22 protein-coding genes are annotated in these 19,343 nt (G+C 34.4%); 18 read left to right on the top strand and 4 right to left on the bottom strand.

Features of this window, described 5'->3' with window-relative positions; translation table 11 throughout:
• Positions 1 to 14: 14 nt before the first annotated feature.
• Entirely contained in the window at positions 15 to 1,613 is a 1,599-nt protein-coding gene (locus tag BN1225_RS01495) for an amidohydrolase (protein WP_041138055.1), read from the bottom strand.
• Positions 1,614 to 1,825: 212 nt separating this feature from the next.
• A complete protein-coding gene (gene msrB / locus BN1225_RS01490) occupies positions 1,826 to 2,779 on the bottom strand; it encodes a peptide-methionine (R)-S-oxide reductase MsrB (RefSeq protein WP_041138054.1) in 954 nt (317 codons plus the stop codon).
• 166 nt (positions 2,780 to 2,945) lie between these two features.
• On the opposite strand from msrB, the gene BN1225_RS01485 reads away from it, so the two are divergent.
• Positions 2,946 to 4,367: a deoxyguanosinetriphosphate triphosphohydrolase gene (locus BN1225_RS01485; RefSeq protein WP_041138053.1), complete on the top strand. Its 1,422-nt coding sequence runs from the start codon at positions 2,946 to 2,948 to the stop codon at positions 4,365 to 4,367.
• 31 nt (positions 4,368 to 4,398) lie between these two features.
• Here the strand turns inward: BN1225_RS01485 and BN1225_RS01480 are convergent, their stop codons facing one another.
• Both BN1225_RS01480 and BN1225_RS01475 read right to left on the bottom strand, forming a co-directional pair.
• Positions 4,399 to 5,319, bottom strand: a complete 921-nt coding sequence (locus tag BN1225_RS01480; protein ID WP_041138052.1) for an AEC family transporter — start codon at positions 5,317 to 5,319, stop codon at positions 4,399 to 4,401.
• A 70-nt stretch (positions 5,320 to 5,389) separates the two neighbouring features.
• The gene (locus BN1225_RS01475; RefSeq protein WP_041138051.1) at positions 5,390 to 5,806 is read right to left on the bottom strand and encodes a DUF2871 domain-containing protein; all 417 of its coding nucleotides are present in this window, start codon (positions 5,804 to 5,806) and stop codon (positions 5,390 to 5,392) included.
• Between the two features lie 191 nt (positions 5,807 to 5,997).
• Between BN1225_RS01475 and folD the strand changes: the two genes are divergently transcribed.
• From folD to BN1225_RS01395, 17 genes are all read left to right on the top strand, one after another.
• Positions 5,998 to 6,849, top strand: a complete 852-nt coding sequence (folD, locus tag BN1225_RS01470; protein WP_041138050.1) for a bifunctional methylenetetrahydrofolate dehydrogenase/methenyltetrahydrofolate cyclohydrolase FolD — start codon at positions 5,998 to 6,000, stop codon at positions 6,847 to 6,849.
• A gap of 12 nt (positions 6,850 to 6,861) precedes the next feature.
• Positions 6,862 to 7,062: a DUF951 domain-containing protein gene (locus BN1225_RS01465; RefSeq protein ID WP_041138049.1), complete on the top strand. Its 201-nt coding sequence runs from the start codon at positions 6,862 to 6,864 to the stop codon at positions 7,060 to 7,062.
• Positions 7,063 to 7,202: 140 nt separating this feature from the next.
• Positions 7,203 to 8,126 carry an ROK family protein gene (locus BN1225_RS01460; protein ID WP_041138048.1) on the top strand — a complete coding sequence of 308 codons (924 nt, stop codon included), beginning with the start codon at positions 7,203 to 7,205 and terminating at the stop codon, positions 8,124 to 8,126.
• Between the two features lie 9 nt (positions 8,127 to 8,135).
• Positions 8,136 to 9,053 (top strand): aldo/keto reductase, encoded by a 918-nt coding sequence (locus BN1225_RS01455; protein WP_041138047.1) that lies wholly within the window; start codon positions 8,136 to 8,138, stop codon positions 9,051 to 9,053.
• A gap of 28 nt (positions 9,054 to 9,081) precedes the next feature.
• Positions 9,082 to 9,564, top strand: coding sequence for a GNAT family N-acetyltransferase (locus BN1225_RS01450; RefSeq protein ID WP_041138046.1), 483 nt, complete (start codon positions 9,082 to 9,084; stop codon positions 9,562 to 9,564).
• The gene (locus BN1225_RS01445) at positions 9,536 to 10,315 is read left to right on the top strand and encodes a radical SAM protein (protein ID WP_041138045.1); all 780 of its coding nucleotides are present in this window, start codon (positions 9,536 to 9,538) and stop codon (positions 10,313 to 10,315) included. The genes BN1225_RS01450 and BN1225_RS01445 overlap by 29 nt, the downstream gene beginning before the upstream one ends.
• Before the next feature lie 211 nt (positions 10,316 to 10,526).
• Positions 10,527 to 11,819 (top strand): DUF5011 domain-containing protein, encoded by a 1,293-nt coding sequence (locus BN1225_RS01440; protein ID WP_082029234.1) that lies wholly within the window; start codon positions 10,527 to 10,529, stop codon positions 11,817 to 11,819.
• A gap of 291 nt (positions 11,820 to 12,110) precedes the next feature.
• Positions 12,111 to 14,099 carry an immunoglobulin-like domain-containing protein gene (locus BN1225_RS01435; protein ID WP_041138043.1) on the top strand — a complete coding sequence of 663 codons (1,989 nt, stop codon included), beginning with the start codon at positions 12,111 to 12,113 and terminating at the stop codon, positions 14,097 to 14,099.
• A 9-nt stretch (positions 14,100 to 14,108) separates the two neighbouring features.
• A complete protein-coding gene (locus BN1225_RS01430; RefSeq protein ID WP_041138042.1) occupies positions 14,109 to 14,483 on the top strand; it encodes a hypothetical protein in 375 nt (124 codons plus the stop codon).
• Entirely contained in the window at positions 14,483 to 14,647 is a 165-nt protein-coding gene (locus tag BN1225_RS14670) for a hypothetical protein (RefSeq protein ID WP_156133040.1), read from the top strand. Before BN1225_RS01430 ends, BN1225_RS14670 begins: the two co-directional genes overlap by 1 nt.
• A 1-nt stretch (position 14,648) precedes the next feature.
• Positions 14,649 to 15,815, top strand: coding sequence for an ATPase, T2SS/T4P/T4SS family (locus BN1225_RS01425; protein ID WP_052466191.1), 1,167 nt, complete (start codon positions 14,649 to 14,651; stop codon positions 15,813 to 15,815).
• Positions 15,808 to 16,584, top strand: a complete 777-nt coding sequence (locus BN1225_RS01420) for a hypothetical protein (protein ID WP_052466189.1) — start codon at positions 15,808 to 15,810, stop codon at positions 16,582 to 16,584. Before BN1225_RS01425 ends, BN1225_RS01420 begins: the two co-directional genes overlap by 8 nt.
• Positions 16,585 to 16,587: 3 nt before the next feature.
• Positions 16,588 to 17,292, top strand: coding sequence for a hypothetical protein (locus BN1225_RS01415; RefSeq protein ID WP_052466187.1), 705 nt, complete (start codon positions 16,588 to 16,590; stop codon positions 17,290 to 17,292).
• Between the two features lie 240 nt (positions 17,293 to 17,532).
• The gene (locus BN1225_RS01410) at positions 17,533 to 17,913 is read left to right on the top strand and encodes an immunoglobulin-like domain-containing protein (protein WP_041138040.1); all 381 of its coding nucleotides are present in this window, start codon (positions 17,533 to 17,535) and stop codon (positions 17,911 to 17,913) included.
• Positions 17,910 to 18,248: a hypothetical protein gene (locus BN1225_RS01405; RefSeq protein ID WP_041138039.1), complete on the top strand. Its 339-nt coding sequence runs from the start codon at positions 17,910 to 17,912 to the stop codon at positions 18,246 to 18,248. The genes BN1225_RS01410 and BN1225_RS01405 overlap by 4 nt, the downstream gene beginning before the upstream one ends.
• 60 nt (positions 18,249 to 18,308) lie before the next feature.
• Positions 18,309 to 19,127, top strand: coding sequence for a Cof-type HAD-IIB family hydrolase (locus tag BN1225_RS01400; RefSeq protein ID WP_041138038.1), 819 nt, complete (start codon positions 18,309 to 18,311; stop codon positions 19,125 to 19,127).
• Positions 19,127 to 19,309 carry a DUF4250 family protein gene (locus tag BN1225_RS01395; RefSeq protein WP_041138037.1) on the top strand — a complete coding sequence of 61 codons (183 nt, stop codon included), beginning with the start codon at positions 19,127 to 19,129 and terminating at the stop codon, positions 19,307 to 19,309. Before BN1225_RS01400 ends, BN1225_RS01395 begins: the two co-directional genes overlap by 1 nt.
• Positions 19,310 to 19,343 lie beyond the last annotated feature (34 nt).

The following is a 19,343-nucleotide window of genomic DNA, read 5'->3' as shown; positions in this document are numbered from 1 at the left end:
GCAAGACATTTTGTTTATTTGTTTCTTTTAAAAATGGTTTTTCCTTCTTTAATCGTTTCAAGAACTATGATATTCGCAAGATCTTTAGGGTCAATTTCCAATGGGTTTTTATCTAAAATGACAAGGTCAGCAAGTTTTCCTTCTTCGATACTTCCTTTTGAATCTTCTTCAAAATATTGATAAGCCCCATTGATTGTGATGGCTTTTAAAGCATCATAAACACCAATTCTTTCACAGTCTCCGATAGATTGACCATTTTTAGTTTGACGGTTTACAGCACACCAAACGGTCTTCATCATATCCGGTGGAAGAACCGGACTATCCTGATGAAAAGTGAAAGGAATACCTAAATCCAATGCATCTTTTGCTGGAGAAATATGGTCTGCTCTTTCCTTACCGAAATTTTCAATGTGAATATCTCCCCAATAATACGTATGAGCAACAAAGAAACTAGGCATCATATCGATTTCTTTCATTCTTTCTAGCTGATCTTTTCTAACTAATTGAGCATGAATCATTACTGGACGATGTGCTTCCCAATTTGGGTGGCTTTGCAGCACTTTTTCAAATTGATCGATATATTGCTGTGATGCAGCGTCTCCGTTACAATGCGCTAATAGCTGCTGATCTTCGGATAAAGCTGTCTCAATTAAAGAATAGAGACGTTCATCTTTAAGGGTTGGATAACCACAGTAACCATCTTTAGCATTTTGATAAGGTGTACTCATCCAGGCTGTTCGTCCCTGTGGAGAACCATCTAAAAAGACTTTGTAACCGCCTAATTTCAAGCGGTGATGATAACGATTTACATATTCTTTTTCACGAATTAAGTCATGGGAATGATCTAAATCAACAAATCCTACGACATCTAATTGAAGCATATCAGATTCAGCAACATATTTTAATAATTGGAATAAGGGTGGGGTAACCATTCCGTCTTGCACGGTGGTAATTCCGTAGCTGGCATAAATATCCTGAGCTTTTAATACAAGCTTCAACATGGTCTCTATGTCTATCATCGGGGTATTATTACGGAATTGATTAAACGCATTTTCTTCCATATATCCATTGGGTTCATTTGTTCCGTCAATACGGTCATATTTTCCGCCGTCAGGATCTTTCGTTTGATCGGTAATATGCTGAAGTTCTAATGCTTTGGAATTTGCAATTCCCATATGTCCGGATGCATGAATAAGAACAACAGGAAAATCTTTTGAAATCTGATCTAATATAAATTTATCCGGATGTCTTTTTTCTTTAAGAAAATTATGATCATAGTTTGTGCCAAAAATCCATTCCCCGTTTTTGATTGGATTTTCTTTTATAAAAGCTTTCATTTTATTGATAATATCATCAAATGAAACAGCTTCAGAAAGATCACATTGTGAAAGTGAATTTGCGACTCCAATAAAATGGCTGTGGGGATCAATAAATCCTGGCATCATGACTTTACCTTGGAGATCAATGATTTGAGTTTCTTCCTTTTTTAATGAGAGAATCATTGAATCATCTCCGACTTTTATAATTTTTCCATCTTCCACACATAATGCAGTTGCTGTTTGTTGATGGGAATCCATCGTTAAAATGGTACCGTTATAATAAATAGTATGCATAAAATCCCTCCTTTATCTAATATCTAACTATATCATAACCCTTTTTCAAAGATTTTAAAATGATATCGATCATTTGTTGTGCGAATAATAAAGATTTATAAAATAATATATGACCCAAAATAACGTTTTATGGCTGTTGTTGATCTAACATAAGCGTACCTGTTATCTACCAAAAAAGAATCGTGAGATTCTTTTTTATGCCAATATATCATTTATTGTTTTATTAAAGGAATATAAGCTTCGTAACCTTCTTCTTTCATTTTTTCTAAGGGAATAAAACGCAATGATGCACTGTTAATACAGTAACGAAGTCCCCCTTTTTCAATTGGTCCATCAGTAAATACGTGACCCAGATGAGCATCGCCAAGCTGACTTTTAACTTCTGTACGCTCCATATTAAAAGAAGTATCTCGACGCTCTTTAATCAGTTTGCGATCAATGGGCTTACTGAAACTTGGCCAACCACAGCCGGAATCAAATTTGTCATCGGAGATAAACAAGGGTTCACCTGTTGTGATATCCACATAGATTCCTTTTTCAAAATGATTCCAATATTTATTTTGATAAGGCGGTTCTGTCTTACTTTCTTGGGTAACTTGATATTCCAGCTCACTTAATTGCTTTTTTAATACGTGTATACTAGGTTTATAAAAGGTGTTCTTTTCTTGTCTTGCGTATTTTGCTGATTCAATCTTTTGACGTGATATGTGGCAATACCCGTTGGGATTTTTTTGCAGATAATGTTGATGATATTCTTCTGCCGGATAAAAATTAATTAAAGGTCCACATTCCACTGCGAGTGGTTGGGTGTAAACCACTTGCAGATGGGCTAAAGCATTCAAAATAATGTCTTGGTCTTTTTCTTGAATGTAATAGATTCCGGTGCGATATTGACTGCCAATATCATTGCCCTGACGATTAACGGAAATAGGATCGATTACTTCAAAATACATGGTTAATAAAAATGATAAACTGATGATTTGAGGGTCATAAAGCACCTCAATGGTTTCCGCAAAGCCACTGTTATCATGACAGACAATATCATAAGTAGGATTTGCCGTGGTTCCGTTTGCATATCCTACTTTAGTGGAAACAACGCCATTAATATTGTCAAAGTAAGATTGCATTCCCCAAAAACAACCGCCTGCTAAATAGATTTTATTCATATAAATCACACTCCTAATCTGATTATAAGAAAAGCTTTCTTAAAATACTATTAAAATGCTTTTATAATAATATGGTCATAAGTTCATGATTGAATGCAAGCAATCTCTACCAGTTCCCCAAAAGATTGTGGTATACTAAGAATAGAAATTATGGGGGGATAAACAGATGGAACGATTAAAATGGACCAAAATAACGAGTGAAGAAAGAATTCCGAAAAATAATTCAAAACAGGATCTTAGTGGATTACGCAGTGAGATAGAGAGTGATTATCATCGTATCATCCGCAGTGCCTCTTTTCGCCGTCTGCAAGATAAAACACAGGTCTTTCCGCTTGATAAAAGTGACTTTGTCAGAACTCGTTTAACACATTCGTTAGAAGTGGCGGCAATCGCTAAATTAATTGGAAAGCAAGTTTGCACAAAGATTAGGGTGAATGATTTAGAAGAAGATTTACCAGACCCATTGAATGTGATTGAAGTATTGAACTGTGCATGTCTGCTGCATGACATCGGCAATCCACCTTTTGGACATTTTGGGGAAACGGCGATACGTGACTGGTTTATGCAAAATTTGGAAAAGCTGACATTAAATAATAAAATATTAAAAGAATATTTAACCCCTCAGCAATATGGAGATTTAATTCATTATGAAGGGAATGCTCAAGCTTTGCGTATTGTCACTAAACTGCATCGTTTAGTAGGAAATAATGGAATGCATCTGACATCAAGTGTCATGGATACCATCATTAAATATCCAACCAGTTCTCTTGTTAAGATGGAAGAAGATAAACTGCCTAAAAAAGAAAGAAATTTACTAAGAAAAAAAATCGGCTATTTTCAAAGTGAACAGTTAATTTTCAATGAAATCAAAGAAAATACGGGGTGTTATGATTGTCGTAATCCACTGGCATTTATTTTAGAAGCAGCAGATGATTTAGCATATACCTTCGCGGATTTGGAGGATGGTTTCAACAAGTCGCTGTATTCTTATGAAGATCTAATGGAAGTTATTAGAGCTTCAGGAGATGTAAAAGGAGCGGAGAGTCTTGAAAAAGCTTATAATGACGGTAGAAAATTAGTGGCTGAAAAAGAAAAGGGATTTGATCCTTACAAACACGCTGTGTTTTCTTGGCTGACGTTAAAACAACTTTATTGTATTTCTCAGACAAGTGACGCTTTTATTCATCATTATGAAGAGATCATGCAGGGAACCTTTAATAAAGAATTATTAGCGGTATGCACACAGTCTAAACTGATTGATGGTCTTAAACAGTTCTCTTTTGACCGTATTTACAATGTCTCACCTATCTTAAAACTGGAGTTAATGGGAAATGAGATAATCACCTTTTTATTAGATCGTTTCATGAGTGCATTAATCGTCTATGAGACAGATTCTATTACGGAAATTCAATCGAAGTATATTGATTTATTGTCGCGTAATTATTTGGATAATTATCATCGAAGTGTTAAAGGGATTAAAGACGAAGGGGAACGTTTATATCATCGATTGTTGCTGGGATGTGATTTTATTGCCGGAATGACAGACAGTTACGCAAAAAGTTTGTATCAGGAATTGAAAGGAATATAAAAAGGTACCCGACATGGGGTACCTTTACTGGTTAATAGAGCAATTCAATAATCATGCAAAGAATGGGAATAGTGATTAATGATAAAGCAGTAGATAAAAAGACAATCTGTACTGCCAGTTTTGCATCACTTTCATATTTCTCGGCTAAAATTGCCGTTGTTGTTCCAGCAGGCATTCCCGATAAAACAGTACAAACGGCTACGGCTAAAGCGGGAAGTTTAAATAAAAAGCAAAGACTTAATACAATAGCGGGAATGATGATTAAACGTAAAAAACTATAATATAAAGATAGTTTATTCAATACACTTTTTAAATTAATTTCAGCTAATATTCCTCCAATGACAATCATCGATAAGGCGGTAGTGCAATTACTGGTGACTTTGATGGTTTTCGTCAGAAATAAAGGCAATTGAACTTGTGTCATCATTAAAATCATGCCGATTATAACGGCAATAATACAGGGATGAGTAATCACCTTTTTGATAACATCCTTCCCTTTGGAATCCGTAAAACAGGAAACACCGGCAGACCACATGACAATTCTTTGCGGGATACAATAAATAGAAGCAAACAATAATCCCATTGAACCATAGATACTTTCAATCAGCGGATTTCCCATGAATCCGGCATTTGAACAAATGGTTCCATACGATAATACCGGTATTTGTTTTTTATTTGCCATGGGATATAAATGTTTTCCCAGTAACTGACAAAATATCTGAATCATAATTGAGATAATTAAAACAATAATTCCGGATTGGATAATATCCCAATTCATCTCAATTAAGAATGAATTAATAATATTAGCCGGTAAAACCACATAAATGACTAAGTCAGTCAGTGATTTTCTCGCTGTAGCGGGAATCATATTGATTTTCCGCAAGACATAGCCAATGATCATCAATATAAACAACTCTATTTGTAAATCTATCAGACTACTAAAATCAACCATGTTCATTCCCCCAGTTTTTATCTAATCATAATACAAAATGTCATTTATGAAAAGATGAAGAGAGAGATTTTTATTCGTTATCCAGTCTTTCTTTTAGGATTAAGAAAAAGTAAAGCAATCCAACACCTAAAAGAATATGTCCTACCCCAGCAATTCCACTGATTGCTGCGTTTATGGCAGTAGTCAGAGTAGTATTTAGGACAGTAGTGATACCACGTACCACTAACATGATAATGGTAAGAAATAATCCCCCATTATAAAACAGTAAGAATGACTTCATTTTTTTACTTTCAGTTAATTTAAACTGTTTTTCTAATAATAAAACGATTAAGAAAAAGAAAAGACCTAGCATAAAAGCATGTGTATGGACAAATCCAAGCGGCGTAGTGCCGGTAAATTGATTCAACTTTGTAAACTCACGATAAAAGACCCCGCCGATAATACCGATGATGGCATATAAGGCAGATAAGCGATAAAATTTTTTCATATTTTTCTCCTTTGAAATTAGTAATAGTAACCATTATTAAACATTTACAGATAAAGCATATACTTCTCTGAAAGATTTGTCAAATTTATTGCTGATATGATGAAAAGGGGAGATAAGAAGGGTGATTTTCTGCTTGTTTGTCGTATTGTTTTTGAGTATAATTAGTAGTAATTTAAAAGGGGGCAGGGAGAATGATCATTAATGGAAAAGAGATTTCTTTAAAGGTTAAAGATGAAGTAAAACAAGAAGTAGAAAGACTTAACGAACATGGTAAAAGAGTGCCTACTTTAGCTGTTATTTTAGTTGGACGAAATCCTGCAAGCATGACTTATGTGAAAAATAAAGAAATTGGCTGTCGTTATGTTGGTATCGGTTCAATCAAAATCGAAATGTCTGAACAGACGACTCAAGAAGAATTATTGAAACAGATTTATACGTTAAATGCTGATAACACCGTAGACGGAATCTTAGTGCAGTTGCCTTTACCTGCTCATATCGATGAAAAAACGGTTATTGAAGCGATTGATCCTAAAAAAGATGTTGATGGGTTTCATCCTGTAAATATTGCAAATTTATTTTTAGGAAAAGAAGGTCTATTGCCCTGTACGCCTTATGGCATGATGGTGATGCTGGAGAGTATCGGGTATGATTTAGAAGGAAAAGAAGTTGTCGTGGTGGGACGCAGCAATATTGTCGGAAAGCCGGTAGCATTACTTGCTTTATCAAAAAGTGCAACAGTGACTATCGCACATAGCCGTACTAAAAATTTGAAAGAAGTTTGCCAAAAAGCAGATGTTTTGATTGCGGCTGTAGGTGTGGCGAAGATGTTTGACGACAGCTATATCAAAGCGGGGGCTGTGGTACTAGATGTAGGAATGAATCGTGATGAAAATAATAAACTGTGCGGAGATGTGGATTTTGAAAAATGTAAGAATAAAGCTCAAGCGATTACACCTGTTCCGGGAGGAGTAGGGCCAATGACGATTGCCATGCTTTTGCATAATACATTAAAAGCGTATAAACTAAGAGAAAATATAGAATAGGGAGATAAAATAATGATTGATCATCAATATGGGTTAAATGATATTGTAGAAATGAAAAAACAGCATCCATGTAAGAAGTCAACGCAGTGGCAGATCATTCGTATGGGTGCTGATATCAAGATTAAATGTTTAGGCTGCGGGGCTGTGATTATGTTTAGTCGCAGGGAGTTTGAAAAGAAGCTAAAAAAGGTTGTTGAACATCATGGGGAGTAGCAGATCGTCGAGATCTGTTTTTTTTGTATAATTTTAGAAAATATTTCTTGATTTGAAAAACACTGTCTCCGCAAATTCTATGTACTATACTTATCATAGACGCCTGTTAATAGGCAGATAACAAAGGAGTGAGAGAAGTAATGGATATCAATTATATGGTGTTTGATATAGGTGGAACCGCCATTAAGTGGGCAGTAGCCAATGAATTTGGGGATATATTAACCGATGGGAAAATAGCGGTCCCAAACGATGCGGATGCCTTTTTCGACGCGTTAGCAGATAAAACAAATGAACTAAAAAGCTATAATTTAATGGGGATTGCCATCAGTGCTCCGGGAGCTGTTAATTGTGAAACCAGTGTGATTGGCGGCAGCAGTGCAATCAAATATATACATGGACCTAATTTCAGACGAATATTAAATCAAAAAACAGGGCTTAATGTGGAGATTGAAAATGATGCCAACTGTGCCGCTTTAGGGGAATGCTGGCTGGGTGCCGGAAAAGGACATCAGGATTCAGCATTTGTCGTATGTGGTACCGGTATTGGCGGAGCAGTCGTTAAAAATAAGCGAATCCATGGAGGAATTCATCAGCATGGTGGTGAATTCGGTTATTGTATCATGGATTTCGATCCTTCTCAAAAAGCACCGGAAAGATTTAAAACTTGGTCACAAGTAGGATCAACCGTGGCATTAGTTCGAGAAGTCGCAAAAAGAAAGCAATGTGATCCTAACACTTTAAGTGGATTACAAGTGTTTGAAATGGCCGCTAATCAGGATCAAGATGCAATTGAATCTATTGATCGTTTCTATTATTATATGGCTATCGGAATTTATAATATTCAATATCAGTATGATCCTGAAATTATTGTACTTGGCGGAGCCATCAGTGAAAGAGAAGATTTCTTAGCCGAAGTTGAAAAAAGAATGGACGATATTATGGAATCATTGCCAGACGCTAAAATTCGGCCAAAGATTGCAGTGAATCAATTCGGAAACAGAGCAAATTTATTAGGCGCTTTATATCATTATTTAAGCAGAAATCAATCGATAGATGAAGAATAGGAGAAAACAATGAAATATATAGATATTTTAAACAGTGATTTAAAAGTTTCGCAAATTGCTTTAGGATGTATGCGTATTGCCGGAAAGACACCGGAACAATTGGAACAGTTGATTAAAAAAGCTATGGATTTAGGAATTAACTTCTTTGATCATGCTGATATTTATGGAGGTGGAAAATCAGAAGAAGTATTTGGTGAAGTATTGAAAAAGCATCCGGATTGGCGTGAAAAAATGATTATTCAGACAAAATGTGGAATTTGCAAGGGTTACTATGATTTTTCTAAAAAACATATCATTGACTCAGTAAATAAGAGCTTAGAAAGATTACAAACAGATTATGTAGATGTGTTGCTGCTGCATCGTCCTGATGCTTTAATGGATCCGCAGGAAGTCGCAGAAGCTTTTGATGAGTTATATGAAAATAAAAAGGTAAAATATTTCGGTGTATCGAATATGACACCATATCAAATCGAGCTGATTCAAAAATATACAAAGCATAAATTATTGTTTAATCAGGTTCAGTTCAATGTTGTCAATGCCGGTATGATTGATTCAGGGATCAATGCAAACATGACGAATCCACAATCGATAGACCATGACGGTGGAATTTTAGATTATTGCCGTATTCATGATATTACAATTCAGCCTTGGTCTATTTTACAGGCGTCATGGGAAAAAGGAACTTTCCTAAATCATCCTGACTATCAGAAATTAAACGATCTTTTAAAAACACTAGGTGAGAAATACGGGGTAAACCCAAGTACGCTATCCTTAGCTTGGATATTACGTCATCCTGCTTCAATGCAACCAATTGCCGGAACGACCTCACCTGAACATTTAGAAGAACTATGTCAAGCTGTTGATATTGAATTGAGTCGAGAAGACTGGTACGCTCTTTATTTATCTGTAGATCGTCCATTACCATAGAGATAACTTTGTTATCTCTATTTTTATAATGATCAGACATTTAGAATTAAAAGAAACAGATAAACTAAAAGAGCTGCTTGACATTGTCACTATTGATTTATTGAATCGTGGTATTCCCCAGTGGCAATACCCTTGGGACAACGTGTTTTTAATGAAAGAAGTAAGTGAAAACAGAGTGTTTGGAATATTTAGAAATGGAGAATTAATAGGCACTTTTTCGATGAAAACGATAGATCACGAGTATTACTTTTATCGGTTGGCAATAACCCCTTATTTCCAAGGTAATGGCGTGACTAAAAATATCATAAATTTTTTAAATCAATATTATCCGGATAAAACAACGATTTATTTGGATTGCTATTATAAAAATGAAAAATTAAAAACAATATATGAGTCTTTAGGTTTTCATTATGTAAAAGATTTGCCTGAAGAGGATTATTATGTGAGTGTTTTTTATTATCAAACGAATAAGGAGAAGAAACATGGAGATTCAGGAAATAGATGTAAATAGTTTTTTAACGAAAAGTAAAGCGTTTGGTCATGTTTTTAATCCTTATCGAGGATGTACCCATCGGTGTAAGTATTGTTATGCTCACTATATGAAAGACTATACTCAACACATTGAAGCCTGGGGAGATTATGTGGATGTTAAAAGGATTCAAGAATATCCTATTCCTAAAAATGCCAAACGGATTATGATGAGTTCAGTTACGGACCCTTATCAGCCAATAGAAGCAAAATATAAAGTGACGCGAAACGCCTTGAAACATTTGATCGGATTTAGCGGGACCGTTTCAATCCTAACCAAGTCAAAGCTGGTTGTTCGGGATATTGATTTATTTAAGCAGATCGATCATGTCGAGGTGGGAATGAGTATTGCTACCGTGGATGAAAAATTCAGAAGAATCATGGAAGAGGGGGCATCGCCGATTAAAGAAAGAATGGATGCTTTGAAAAAAATTCATGACGCCGGTATAACCACGTATGTTTTTGTAGCTCCGATTTTACCTAAATTAACCAATTACAAAGAGATTATTAGAGAGAGTAAATCTTATGTCGACTATTATATGTTTGATGCATTGCGCTTGAAAGGCGAGAATAAGAAGTGGGTAATGGAACAAATTGAGAAGCATGCTCCCACTCTGCTGCCTCTTTATCATCAGATTTATAATCAAGGGAATCGACATTATTTTGAATTGTTATCTAAACAAATAGAAGAATTTTGTATACAAGAAAAGGTGGAATATCAGATATTTTTCTAATAAAATTTCTATTGCGTGTTAAAACTTATGATAAGTCATAATAGTTCGACAAAACAACTTTTATTATCACAAATTTATGTTAAAATAGAGATATATTAAGAAAATCTAAATATTCTTAAGAATTGCTAATTATTTATCTAATTGTATGTCAAACTGGGGATTTGATGATATAATGATTTAGATATTTTAGTCGGAATGAAGGGTGAAGTTTATGGATAAACGGGAGAAGATAATAGCGGGTATAATGGGAGCGTTGCTGGTGGGTTCCGTCTCACTGGTTGGTCTTTTATTTACAGTTGATCCTGTTGCGGTTAAACAAAGACAATTTACTTATGAAATTCACTCTGAAATCCCTACGACAGCCGAAAATTATTTGAACGCAAATGAAAAAGTATTAGAAAATGCGGTTATAAATTTATCTGATGTTCAAATTGATCAAATTGGTATATATACTGCCTATGCGGAATATGCAGGAAAACAGTACCCTTTTACAATTCAAATCCGAGATACGGAAGCACCGATTGCTTCTTTGATACAAACAAAATATGAGATTAAAGTGGGCGATACATTGATTGCTGCTGATTTAGTTAAAGATATCCAAGATGCTTCGGAATACATTGTGTATTTTGATGAAGAGGACAGACCGAAAACAAAGACGTTTACAGAAGCAAAAACTTATAATGATGTCTTTATTATTGTGGAGGATATCTACGGAAACCGTTCAAACAAGCTGCGCTTGAGTGTTGTGGTGAGTCAGGATAATGAAGCACCGATATTTAGTGGTGTAGAAAATAAAGTAGTGAAAGTAGGGACTTTATTTAATGCTTTAGAAGGTGTAAGGGCAAATGATAAAACAGATGGAGATCTAACCACTTCAATAAAAGTGACCGGAATGGTAGATACGAATACAGCAGGAAGTTATACATTGACATATACTGTTTCTGATTTATCAGGAAACATCACGACGGTCAATCGTACGATTACGGTACAAATTGATGGGGTAGATGAAGCAGACAGTGTGCAGGATGTGGCGAATGGACCATACTTGCCAAAAGAAAAATATCGTCAGTTGGAAGGGAACTATCTGACCATCAGCCGAGCAATGTTTACAGCGACCAATCATTATGATTTGGTTAAGCAAATGAATGATTATTTGGTAAAATTTACTAAATATCTGCCGGCGGATGCTCCCGGTAAATATGCCAATTCTTCTTATGGCGCAATATGCAATAATGCGGCAACAGATGAAGGATTTGCACGTGCTTTCTTATATATGTGTCAGCAGCAAAAGATTGATTGTTATTATGTTGAGGGAACATATAATAATATGGAAATGGTATGGAATATTGTGAAGGTGGGCGAAAATTATTATCATATTGATGTTGCTTACGAACGTATTTATGGTACGGGATTCCAATTATTATCAACCAGTGAAATGAAAGCGTTAGGGTATGTCTTTGATGAAAGTTATTATCCGCAATGTACTAAGAAATTTTCCAATTAGTGAATAATGGAGTGACAGATAGAAAGAATTGTTTTTGATTTGTTAGAGGTTTGATCTAACTTTTAGAAGCAATTTTGAAGCTGTCACTTTTTAATTTGCGACGAATTGTATGAATTTAAGAAAATGTCGGGTAAATGCTGCGATAATAAATAATGAACAGGGACGATATTGATAAATAATTTTGGCTGAGATTTGGGATATTTTTTTATATAAAACATGGTAATATGATAGTGTAGAAAAAAGTATGGAGATACCTTTTTCTATTTTTATTTTATTGAAAAGGGGGAAAGTATGAAAAGATGTCTAACTATTTGTAAAGTGGCGTTAAGTATTCTGGTCGGGTGTATTTCTTTTACCTCTGTTAGTGCCTTGGAAAATGGTGATAAGGTATTTACCATGAGGGAAGTTGTTGCCGGAATTATGACAAAGGCACAGGGAAAGATTGGGAATGAAGAATATTTTAACGGTAAAGGTGGAGCTAAGTATGATGATTTTAAGATAATGATTGCCGGAGCAAATAATGAATTTGTCTATTGTATAGAACCCGGGGTAGTTTCAATTGATAATAGTCAATATCAAGGGAGCAACGTACCGCTTTTATTTGTCAAGGCGTATAATTCTAAAACGACACCGGACAGCAAGTATTTGAATGTTTCAAAGCTATTGCAGTTAGTACAAAAACAGTATCGCTATGATGATGGAACGAATGAAACAAGGCTTCATTATTTGGTTATTCAGACATTAATATGGGAAGTTATGTGTGAGGAACGAAATGAAAATTTTGATTATATTGGACCAAAAAAGGGAACAACGGCAATTACGCATTTGCTTCAGGGAACAAATCAGCAACATCTGAATCGATTTAATTCTCTTTATGATGAGTATGAAAAGAAAATGTTTCAACATTCGCTTATACCTTCTTTTACTTCCAATCAAGTCAATAAAGCACCTACCGTTTATTTGAATCAATATGATGAAAAAACAAAAGAATACTATACGATTTTAGAAGATTCACATCATATTGTGGAAAGGTTTAAATTTCATGCCAATGATAAGATACAGGTCACAATAATCGGTAATAAAATGAAGATTACGTGCAAAATACCGGATTATGAAGGACAAATTAGTGGGTATAACAGCATGATTCAAGGAGATCCGCAGAATCCTATGTCACAAGTCGTCGGACATAGTCAAGGCAATAATCAGGCTTTAGTATCCCTGTCATCAATAGGAACGCAAAAAGACAGTGCTTTTTTAAAGGTAAAATCAGATAACTTTACAGGAACACTGACGATTGATCCTAATGGCGGAATATACAATGACAAAAAAGAAGTAACAGTTATTCAGAAAATGGCGGGTGAAACAACCATAATTAATCAAGTCAGCCGTCCCGGCTACAGTTTTGATCGTTGGCAGCTATTAGGGGTCGGTCATTTTGAAAACAACCAGTATATCCATAGTAAAGGACAAGCTGCTTTAACCGCACAATGGGTAAACTATTCTCCGATAATCACCAGTCCAGTTGTGAGTGGAGGAGAGGCCTATATTGAGGGTGAAGATCTTATTATTCAATTAGGGGATAAATTTGAGGCTTTAAACTATGCGACTGCTTATGATCAAGAAGACGGGGATATTACAAGTCAACTGATTGTGACAAGCAATGAGGTCGCACTGGATGAAAAATTAAAAACAATTAAAAGCGGTCGTTACAAAGTAACATATCAAATTACCGATCTTGCCGGGGCGATTGTTCAAAAAACAATAACCGTGATTGTCAATGAGCCACCTGTCATTAAAGCTACGGATCGTTATTTTTTTGTAGATGATGAAATAACGGATGCCTTGTTATTGCAAGGGGTGCAGGCAACAGATAAAGAAGATGGCAATATAACGAATAAAGTGAAGATATTTAATCAAGCAATAGATTCGCATCGAGAAGGTATAGGTGAAGTCACTTTTAGTGTGACAGATCGATATCAAAAGATTGTTTACAAGACAGTACTTATTCATTTCTTGCAGCCTAAAGAGAGGGAGTCTGAAAAAACGATACGATATATTGGAAACAGTTATATGAATACTTTGCTTCCACAATCGAAATGGCGAATAAATGGATCAATTCATCAACTTCTAAATGATTCCTTAAATAAGGAAGCAACAGATGAAAACAGTCTTTATATTTTTGAATGGAGCAGGGAAGAAAATAATATGTTAAAAAAGGAGTTATTAAACAACGGGCAAATATTGGATTTGTCTTTTTTTAATGCTTATCGGCAAAGATAGGGGAGAAACATGAAATTAGCAATTAAATTCTCTTTTTTATTTATTTGTATGTTTATATTTTTTATATGCTTATCGGATATCAATGACCGTTCGTTTAAAATAAATGAAACTCATGGAATTAGCTATGACAGCACTTATTATCCGCTGAAACAGTTGGCATCACCTTATCAGCAAATTACATCTAATGATCAACTAGTGGCAGAAGTATTGAAACATGTTGTCTTCAGTAAGCAAAGTGACTGTGATATTAAAGTGCAGGTTTTAGGCGTTGATCATATTAATGGGTTACTGGATGTTAACATCATTCAAACTTATCAACATATCAACGGTCAAGAAGAAGTGATTCAGAGTCGTCAGACAATCATAATCGAGGAGGAAATATAATGGATTTTAGTCTTAAACAAGCGTTAGGAGTTGTTGTTGTAATAGCTGTAGCAGCATTAGTTGTTGTGGCAGCAATCAGTATAACCAATACTAATAACGAGAGTGCTCAAGGGGCGCAGACAAAAATGTGGGAACAAGCGATTAATGTAGTTCCAGAGGCGTAGTATGAAGTGGTTTAAAAAGAACGAGGATATAGACTATTTTGAAAGAGTTTCAAGAATTGAGGAGGAACCGGAGCCTTATATAGCGGAACCTCATGAGGTTCCACAAAAAATAGAAAATATCCATGATCCAAATTTTTTTGGAAAAATTCAATATTTGATTGACGATATCAATATTACTGATATAAATTGCAACAGCCGTTCGGTCTGGATTAATCATATTAGTAAAGGACGATATCAATGTCATGATGTTGTATTAGGTAATGAAGATATAGAGAAGCTGGCATATAAGATATCCAATGTTGAAAATAAACAATTTAATGTAGTTTCTCCTATATTGGAGGCTGATTTTAATGATTTACGACTACAGTTTACCCATCAGTCTTTTTCTACCAGCGGAACCTCGATGTCCATTCGTAAAACTCCCTGTATTGCAAGGATGAGTGAGGAGAAAATGACCGATCAGGAATATTGTCCTAAAGAGGTTATTCAATTATTCAAAAACAGTATTCAAAGCCATATGAATTTTTTCATTATCGGCATGACAGGGGATGGAAAAACAGAATTGGCAAAGTTTTTAACATCTTATATTCCAAATCATGAACGTATTATCACAATAGAAGATACAATTGAACTGCATTTAAACCAGCTGTATCCAAGTAAAGATATTGTGGAATTAAAGGTGAATGAAAGGGTGGATTACAATCAGGCAATCAAAAGCTGTATGAGAATGCTGCCCAAGTGGATTCTGTTATCGGAAGCCAGAGGTTATGAGGTTAAAGAGTTAATTAAGTCTGTTTCAACTGGGGCAAAAATTATTACCACTTTGCATACTGATCATGTTTTTAATATCCCTAAGCGAATCTTAAATATGCTTGAAGGGAATGAACTAGGTAATGATAAGATAGAAAATATTATTTATCAATCGGTGGATATTGGCATCCGTGTGAAAGCGGATATCACGGATATAAAAACTTTTCGTTATATCAGTCAGATAGCTGTATTTTGGTTAGATGTAAATAATCGTCGACATCATAAAATGATTTATGAAGTGGTTAAACGGCATAATCAATTTTTTGTCAGTTATCATCCTATGCCCAAGTGGATGAAAGATCAGTATGCGGAATACAATTGTCGTTTTCAATGGAAAGGAGATGAAAAACTTGTTTAAAATTAACCGTTTAAAAAGCTCCATTGAAAAATTAGGATATCATTATTCTGTACTGGATTACTTGAAATCTTTGGGAATATATAGTCTGCTGTTATCAGCAGTAGCTTTAGCTCACAAATTGAAATGGCAATTTGCGGTATTATTAATTTTGACGGTTATCTTACTGCTGCCGTTTATTATTTATGCTCAATTTAGTTATACTTATGAATTTCAGCGTTTTAATGACTACTGTCTTTATTTAAAACAAATGACTATCCAGTATAAGACACATAAGAAAATTAAGAGTGCATTATTACAGACAGCTGAGGCTTTCAAGGAAAACTCTTCAAGAATGCATACCTGTATTTTAAAAGCGATAGAAGATATTGAGGATGGGGAAAACTTTGAAACCGCATTAAGCCATATTGAAGATCACTATTGCAATTCCTATATTTTGAAACTGCATTCCTATATGATTTTAGGAGAGCAGATCGGCGGAGATAATGTTTATCAGGCTTTAAATAATGTTGACTTTGAAGATTGGCAAAGTGATGTGATCCGGTTTCAAAAGCAGAAAAATAATGTTAAAAAGACAAATATATATTTCACATTATTAAGTGTAGGCATATCTTTGTTTTGTCTTTATATGTTTCCGATGGATCTTATGAGGAATCTATTCAGCCTTACACAATTCCAACTGATGACTTTCCTATATTTTGAAATGCTGATCATTGCATATACATTGGTGACATGTGGATTAAATGGTAAATGGATCAATCGAAAGGAGTAAAGAATGAAATGGTTATCTCGACTCAATGAAAGAAACTTAAATGATTATTTAATAATTTCTAATACGAGTATGCAGAAGTTTTTTAAGCATCGCTTAATCATAGGGGGGTTATGCATAGGTTTATGGATAAGCGGCTATATGCTTATTTGCAGACCAATTGTATTTAATAAACCTATTTTTATTTATGGTATGATAGGAGCATTTTGGGTAGGATACAAAATTCCCTATTTTTATATAAAAGTTAAGGTTAAGCAAAAAACAGAACAAGTATCCGCAGACTTTCCCTTATGGCTGTCTTCACTGGAAGTATTGATTTTATCGAATAATATACCGAACACATTGAAAAAATCTTTGATGACTTGTCCCAACTCTATTAAAAAAGATTTACAAATTTTGGTAAATAAAATTGAAAAAGACCCAATGAATCAGCAAAGTTATATTGAGTTTTTATCACAGTATAAATTATCAGATGTTAATGAACTGATGTTGGATTTATATCAATTTAATTACTTAGATAAATCATTGATGATCAGTGAATTTGCTGTTTTACATAAACGTCTTAATGCAATCAATACAAGCAATCGTCAACATTCACAGGAGCAGAACTTATTTTTTATTGGTGCAATTAATTCTGTACCGCTATTTTTATTAAGTATCTATATTTTATTAATTGCCAATATGTTATCGAATACACTTATGGGAGGATAATTATGAAATTTTCTTTAGAACAAGGATTTGAGCTAATCATGAATTTAATTTTATACGGCGGATTATTAACGATTGCGTATCAATGTGTTAATAATGTTCATCGGTTTTAGTTATGGATTATACTTTTGAGAATTTCTGCGATTTACTGATTGCAATGGTTATTACGATTGTTTTTTTGAAAGGAATACATTTTCTTTTGTTTGGGGATGTTGTAAAAATGATGATTGGAAGACTGATATAATGGATTTTAGTATAAAGCAGGCAAGCCAGCTAGCACTCTATATTGTTTTATGCACGTTGTTTTTATATGGCTTTACACAATTTCTTCTACAGATGAACAATCGGCCTACGCTAACAACAAATGAATTTATAACACCGGATATTCAGTACTCTGCTCTTTCGATTCATGCAGATAAAATTGCACTGAAGTTAAATGAAGATTACGATCTTAAATCTTTTGTATTGGCAACAGATGAAATAGATGGGGATATTTCAAAGAATGTAGAGATTTATGATAATATTAATATTAAAGAAAAAGGGTATTACAAAGTGCGTTTTGCAGTAAAAAACAGCAATGGACAGTGGGCTGATAAAATTGTAGATGTGAGGGTGGACGAATGAAAATATCAGTGGAATGGTTTGTGGATAGCTTATTAATTACTTTTTTTATTGTATTGGTTATGGGACTGTTTAATATAGCATCACAGATTAATACAGCTTATAATTATCATCACTATATGATCGCACAAATATCACAAAGTCATTTTGACCAGGGAATTATGGAAATAATGGCGAACTCAGAGAAATATCGTGTCACTTATACGGATTGCACAATAGATCATGATTTAGAATTTTATCCTAAAGAGCAACTATATCAAGTAGAAACAGAATATACACTTCATTTGCCTATCATAGGATATCAGACAACAAATAAAATCATCAGCTACGCCCGCTAATATTTCTTTTGACAATTTTATAGTTTCGTGTTTTGATATTAAAGAAGTGGAGGACTTAACATGAACTATAAACTGATTGCATTAGATTTAGATGGAACATTAAAAACCAGTCAGAATACAATTTCTGAAAAAACAAGAAAAGCACTGATTCAATGTCAAGAGTTAGGGATTAAGGTAGTATTAGCCTCTGGACGCCCTACACCTGGATTGCGTCATGAAGCGTTAGCATTAGAATTAGAAAAATATGAAGGGTATCTATTATCTTTTAATGGGGCTAAGGTCAATGATTATAAAACAGGTGAAATTATTTATGAAAAAGCATTGACAGTTAATCAAGCTAAAGAAATGATTCAGCGTGCAAAAGAATATCGTTTAGCGGCTATGTCTTATCTGGATCAGGATTTAATTTCTGATCAGTCAGATAATAGCTATGTATTAGGAGAAGCGAAATTAAATGATATGGGGTTACGCCAAATTGATGATTTAACTGCGTTCATTGATTTCCCTGTAAATAAAGTATTGTTAGCTGCAGATCCTGACTATGTAGCAAGTATCTTAGACGAATTTAAAGCTCCTTATGACGGACAGTTAAGCATTTATCGTTCGGCACCTTTTTATATTGAAATCATGGCTCAAAATATTGATAAAGCAGCCTCGTTAGATTGCTTAGTAAAACATTTAGGCATCAAGCAAGAAGAAGTAATTGCGTTTGGTGATGGTTATAATGATTTATCAATGGTCGAATATGCCGGAGTAGGTGTAGCAATGGGAAATGCTGTGGATGGTGTAAAGGAAAAAGCAGATAAAGTAACGCTTAGCAATGACGAAGATGGGATTGCCTATATGCTGAGCCAATTAATCGAAGGGATTGAATTTTAATGAGTTTGCCTAGAGATATTAATATTTTGGTAAGTATGTTGAATATGATGCTTAGAGATGATGATATGTTATTGGAAACCATCATTGAAACAAAAGGGGAAAGCTATGAAGAAATCATTCGTATTCTAATGGATAATGGATATGAATATCAGAAAGAAATCAATCAGATCAAGGCAAAATAGAGTCTAAATCGGTCAGTTTTAGACTCTTTTTTTA

Source organism: Beduini massiliensis (assembly GCF_000829905.1).
Classification (GTDB): domain Bacteria; phylum Bacillota_I; class Bacilli_A; order Erysipelotrichales; family Coprobacillaceae; genus Beduini; species Beduini massiliensis.
Note: the sequence above shows the minus strand (reverse complement) of the source record. Positions and strands in the feature narration are given on the sequence as shown.

Coding starts and splice junctions, on each gene's coding strand:
- BN1225_RS01495 (WP_041138055.1), bottom strand. CDS start 1,613: ATGCATACTATTTATTATAACGGTACCATTTTAACGATGGATTCCCAT.
- msrB (WP_041138054.1), bottom strand. CDS start 2,779: ATGAATAAAATCTATTTAGCAGGCGGTTGTTTTTGGGGAATGCAATCT.
- BN1225_RS01485 (WP_041138053.1), top strand. CDS start 2,946: ATGGAACGATTAAAATGGACCAAAATAACGAGTGAAGAAAGAATTCCG.
- BN1225_RS01480 (WP_041138052.1), bottom strand. CDS start 5,319: ATGGTTGATTTTAGTAGTCTGATAGATTTACAAATAGAGTTGTTTATA.
- BN1225_RS01475 (WP_041138051.1), bottom strand. CDS start 5,806: ATGAAAAAATTTTATCGCTTATCTGCCTTATATGCCATCATCGGTATT.
- folD (WP_041138050.1), top strand. CDS start 5,998: ATGATCATTAATGGAAAAGAGATTTCTTTAAAGGTTAAAGATGAAGTA.
- BN1225_RS01465 (WP_041138049.1), top strand. CDS start 6,862: ATGATTGATCATCAATATGGGTTAAATGATATTGTAGAAATGAAAAAA.
- BN1225_RS01460 (WP_041138048.1), top strand. CDS start 7,203: ATGGATATCAATTATATGGTGTTTGATATAGGTGGAACCGCCATTAAG.
- BN1225_RS01455 (WP_041138047.1), top strand. CDS start 8,136: ATGAAATATATAGATATTTTAAACAGTGATTTAAAAGTTTCGCAAATT.
- BN1225_RS01450 (WP_041138046.1), top strand. CDS start 9,082: ATGATCAGACATTTAGAATTAAAAGAAACAGATAAACTAAAAGAGCTG.
- BN1225_RS01445 (WP_041138045.1), top strand. CDS start 9,536: ATGGAGATTCAGGAAATAGATGTAAATAGTTTTTTAACGAAAAGTAAA.
- BN1225_RS01440 (WP_082029234.1), top strand. CDS start 10,527: ATGGATAAACGGGAGAAGATAATAGCGGGTATAATGGGAGCGTTGCTG.
- BN1225_RS01435 (WP_041138043.1), top strand. CDS start 12,111: ATGAAAAGATGTCTAACTATTTGTAAAGTGGCGTTAAGTATTCTGGTC.
- BN1225_RS01430 (WP_041138042.1), top strand. CDS start 14,109: ATGAAATTAGCAATTAAATTCTCTTTTTTATTTATTTGTATGTTTATA.
- BN1225_RS14670 (WP_156133040.1), top strand. CDS start 14,483: ATGGATTTTAGTCTTAAACAAGCGTTAGGAGTTGTTGTTGTAATAGCT.
- BN1225_RS01425 (WP_052466191.1), top strand. CDS start 14,649: ATGAAGTGGTTTAAAAAGAACGAGGATATAGACTATTTTGAAAGAGTT.
- BN1225_RS01415 (WP_052466187.1), top strand. CDS start 16,588: ATGAAATGGTTATCTCGACTCAATGAAAGAAACTTAAATGATTATTTA.
- BN1225_RS01410 (WP_041138040.1), top strand. CDS start 17,533: ATGGATTTTAGTATAAAGCAGGCAAGCCAGCTAGCACTCTATATTGTT.
- BN1225_RS01405 (WP_041138039.1), top strand. CDS start 17,910: ATGAAAATATCAGTGGAATGGTTTGTGGATAGCTTATTAATTACTTTT.
- BN1225_RS01400 (WP_041138038.1), top strand. CDS start 18,309: ATGAACTATAAACTGATTGCATTAGATTTAGATGGAACATTAAAAACC.
- BN1225_RS01395 (WP_041138037.1), top strand. CDS start 19,127: ATGAGTTTGCCTAGAGATATTAATATTTTGGTAAGTATGTTGAATATG.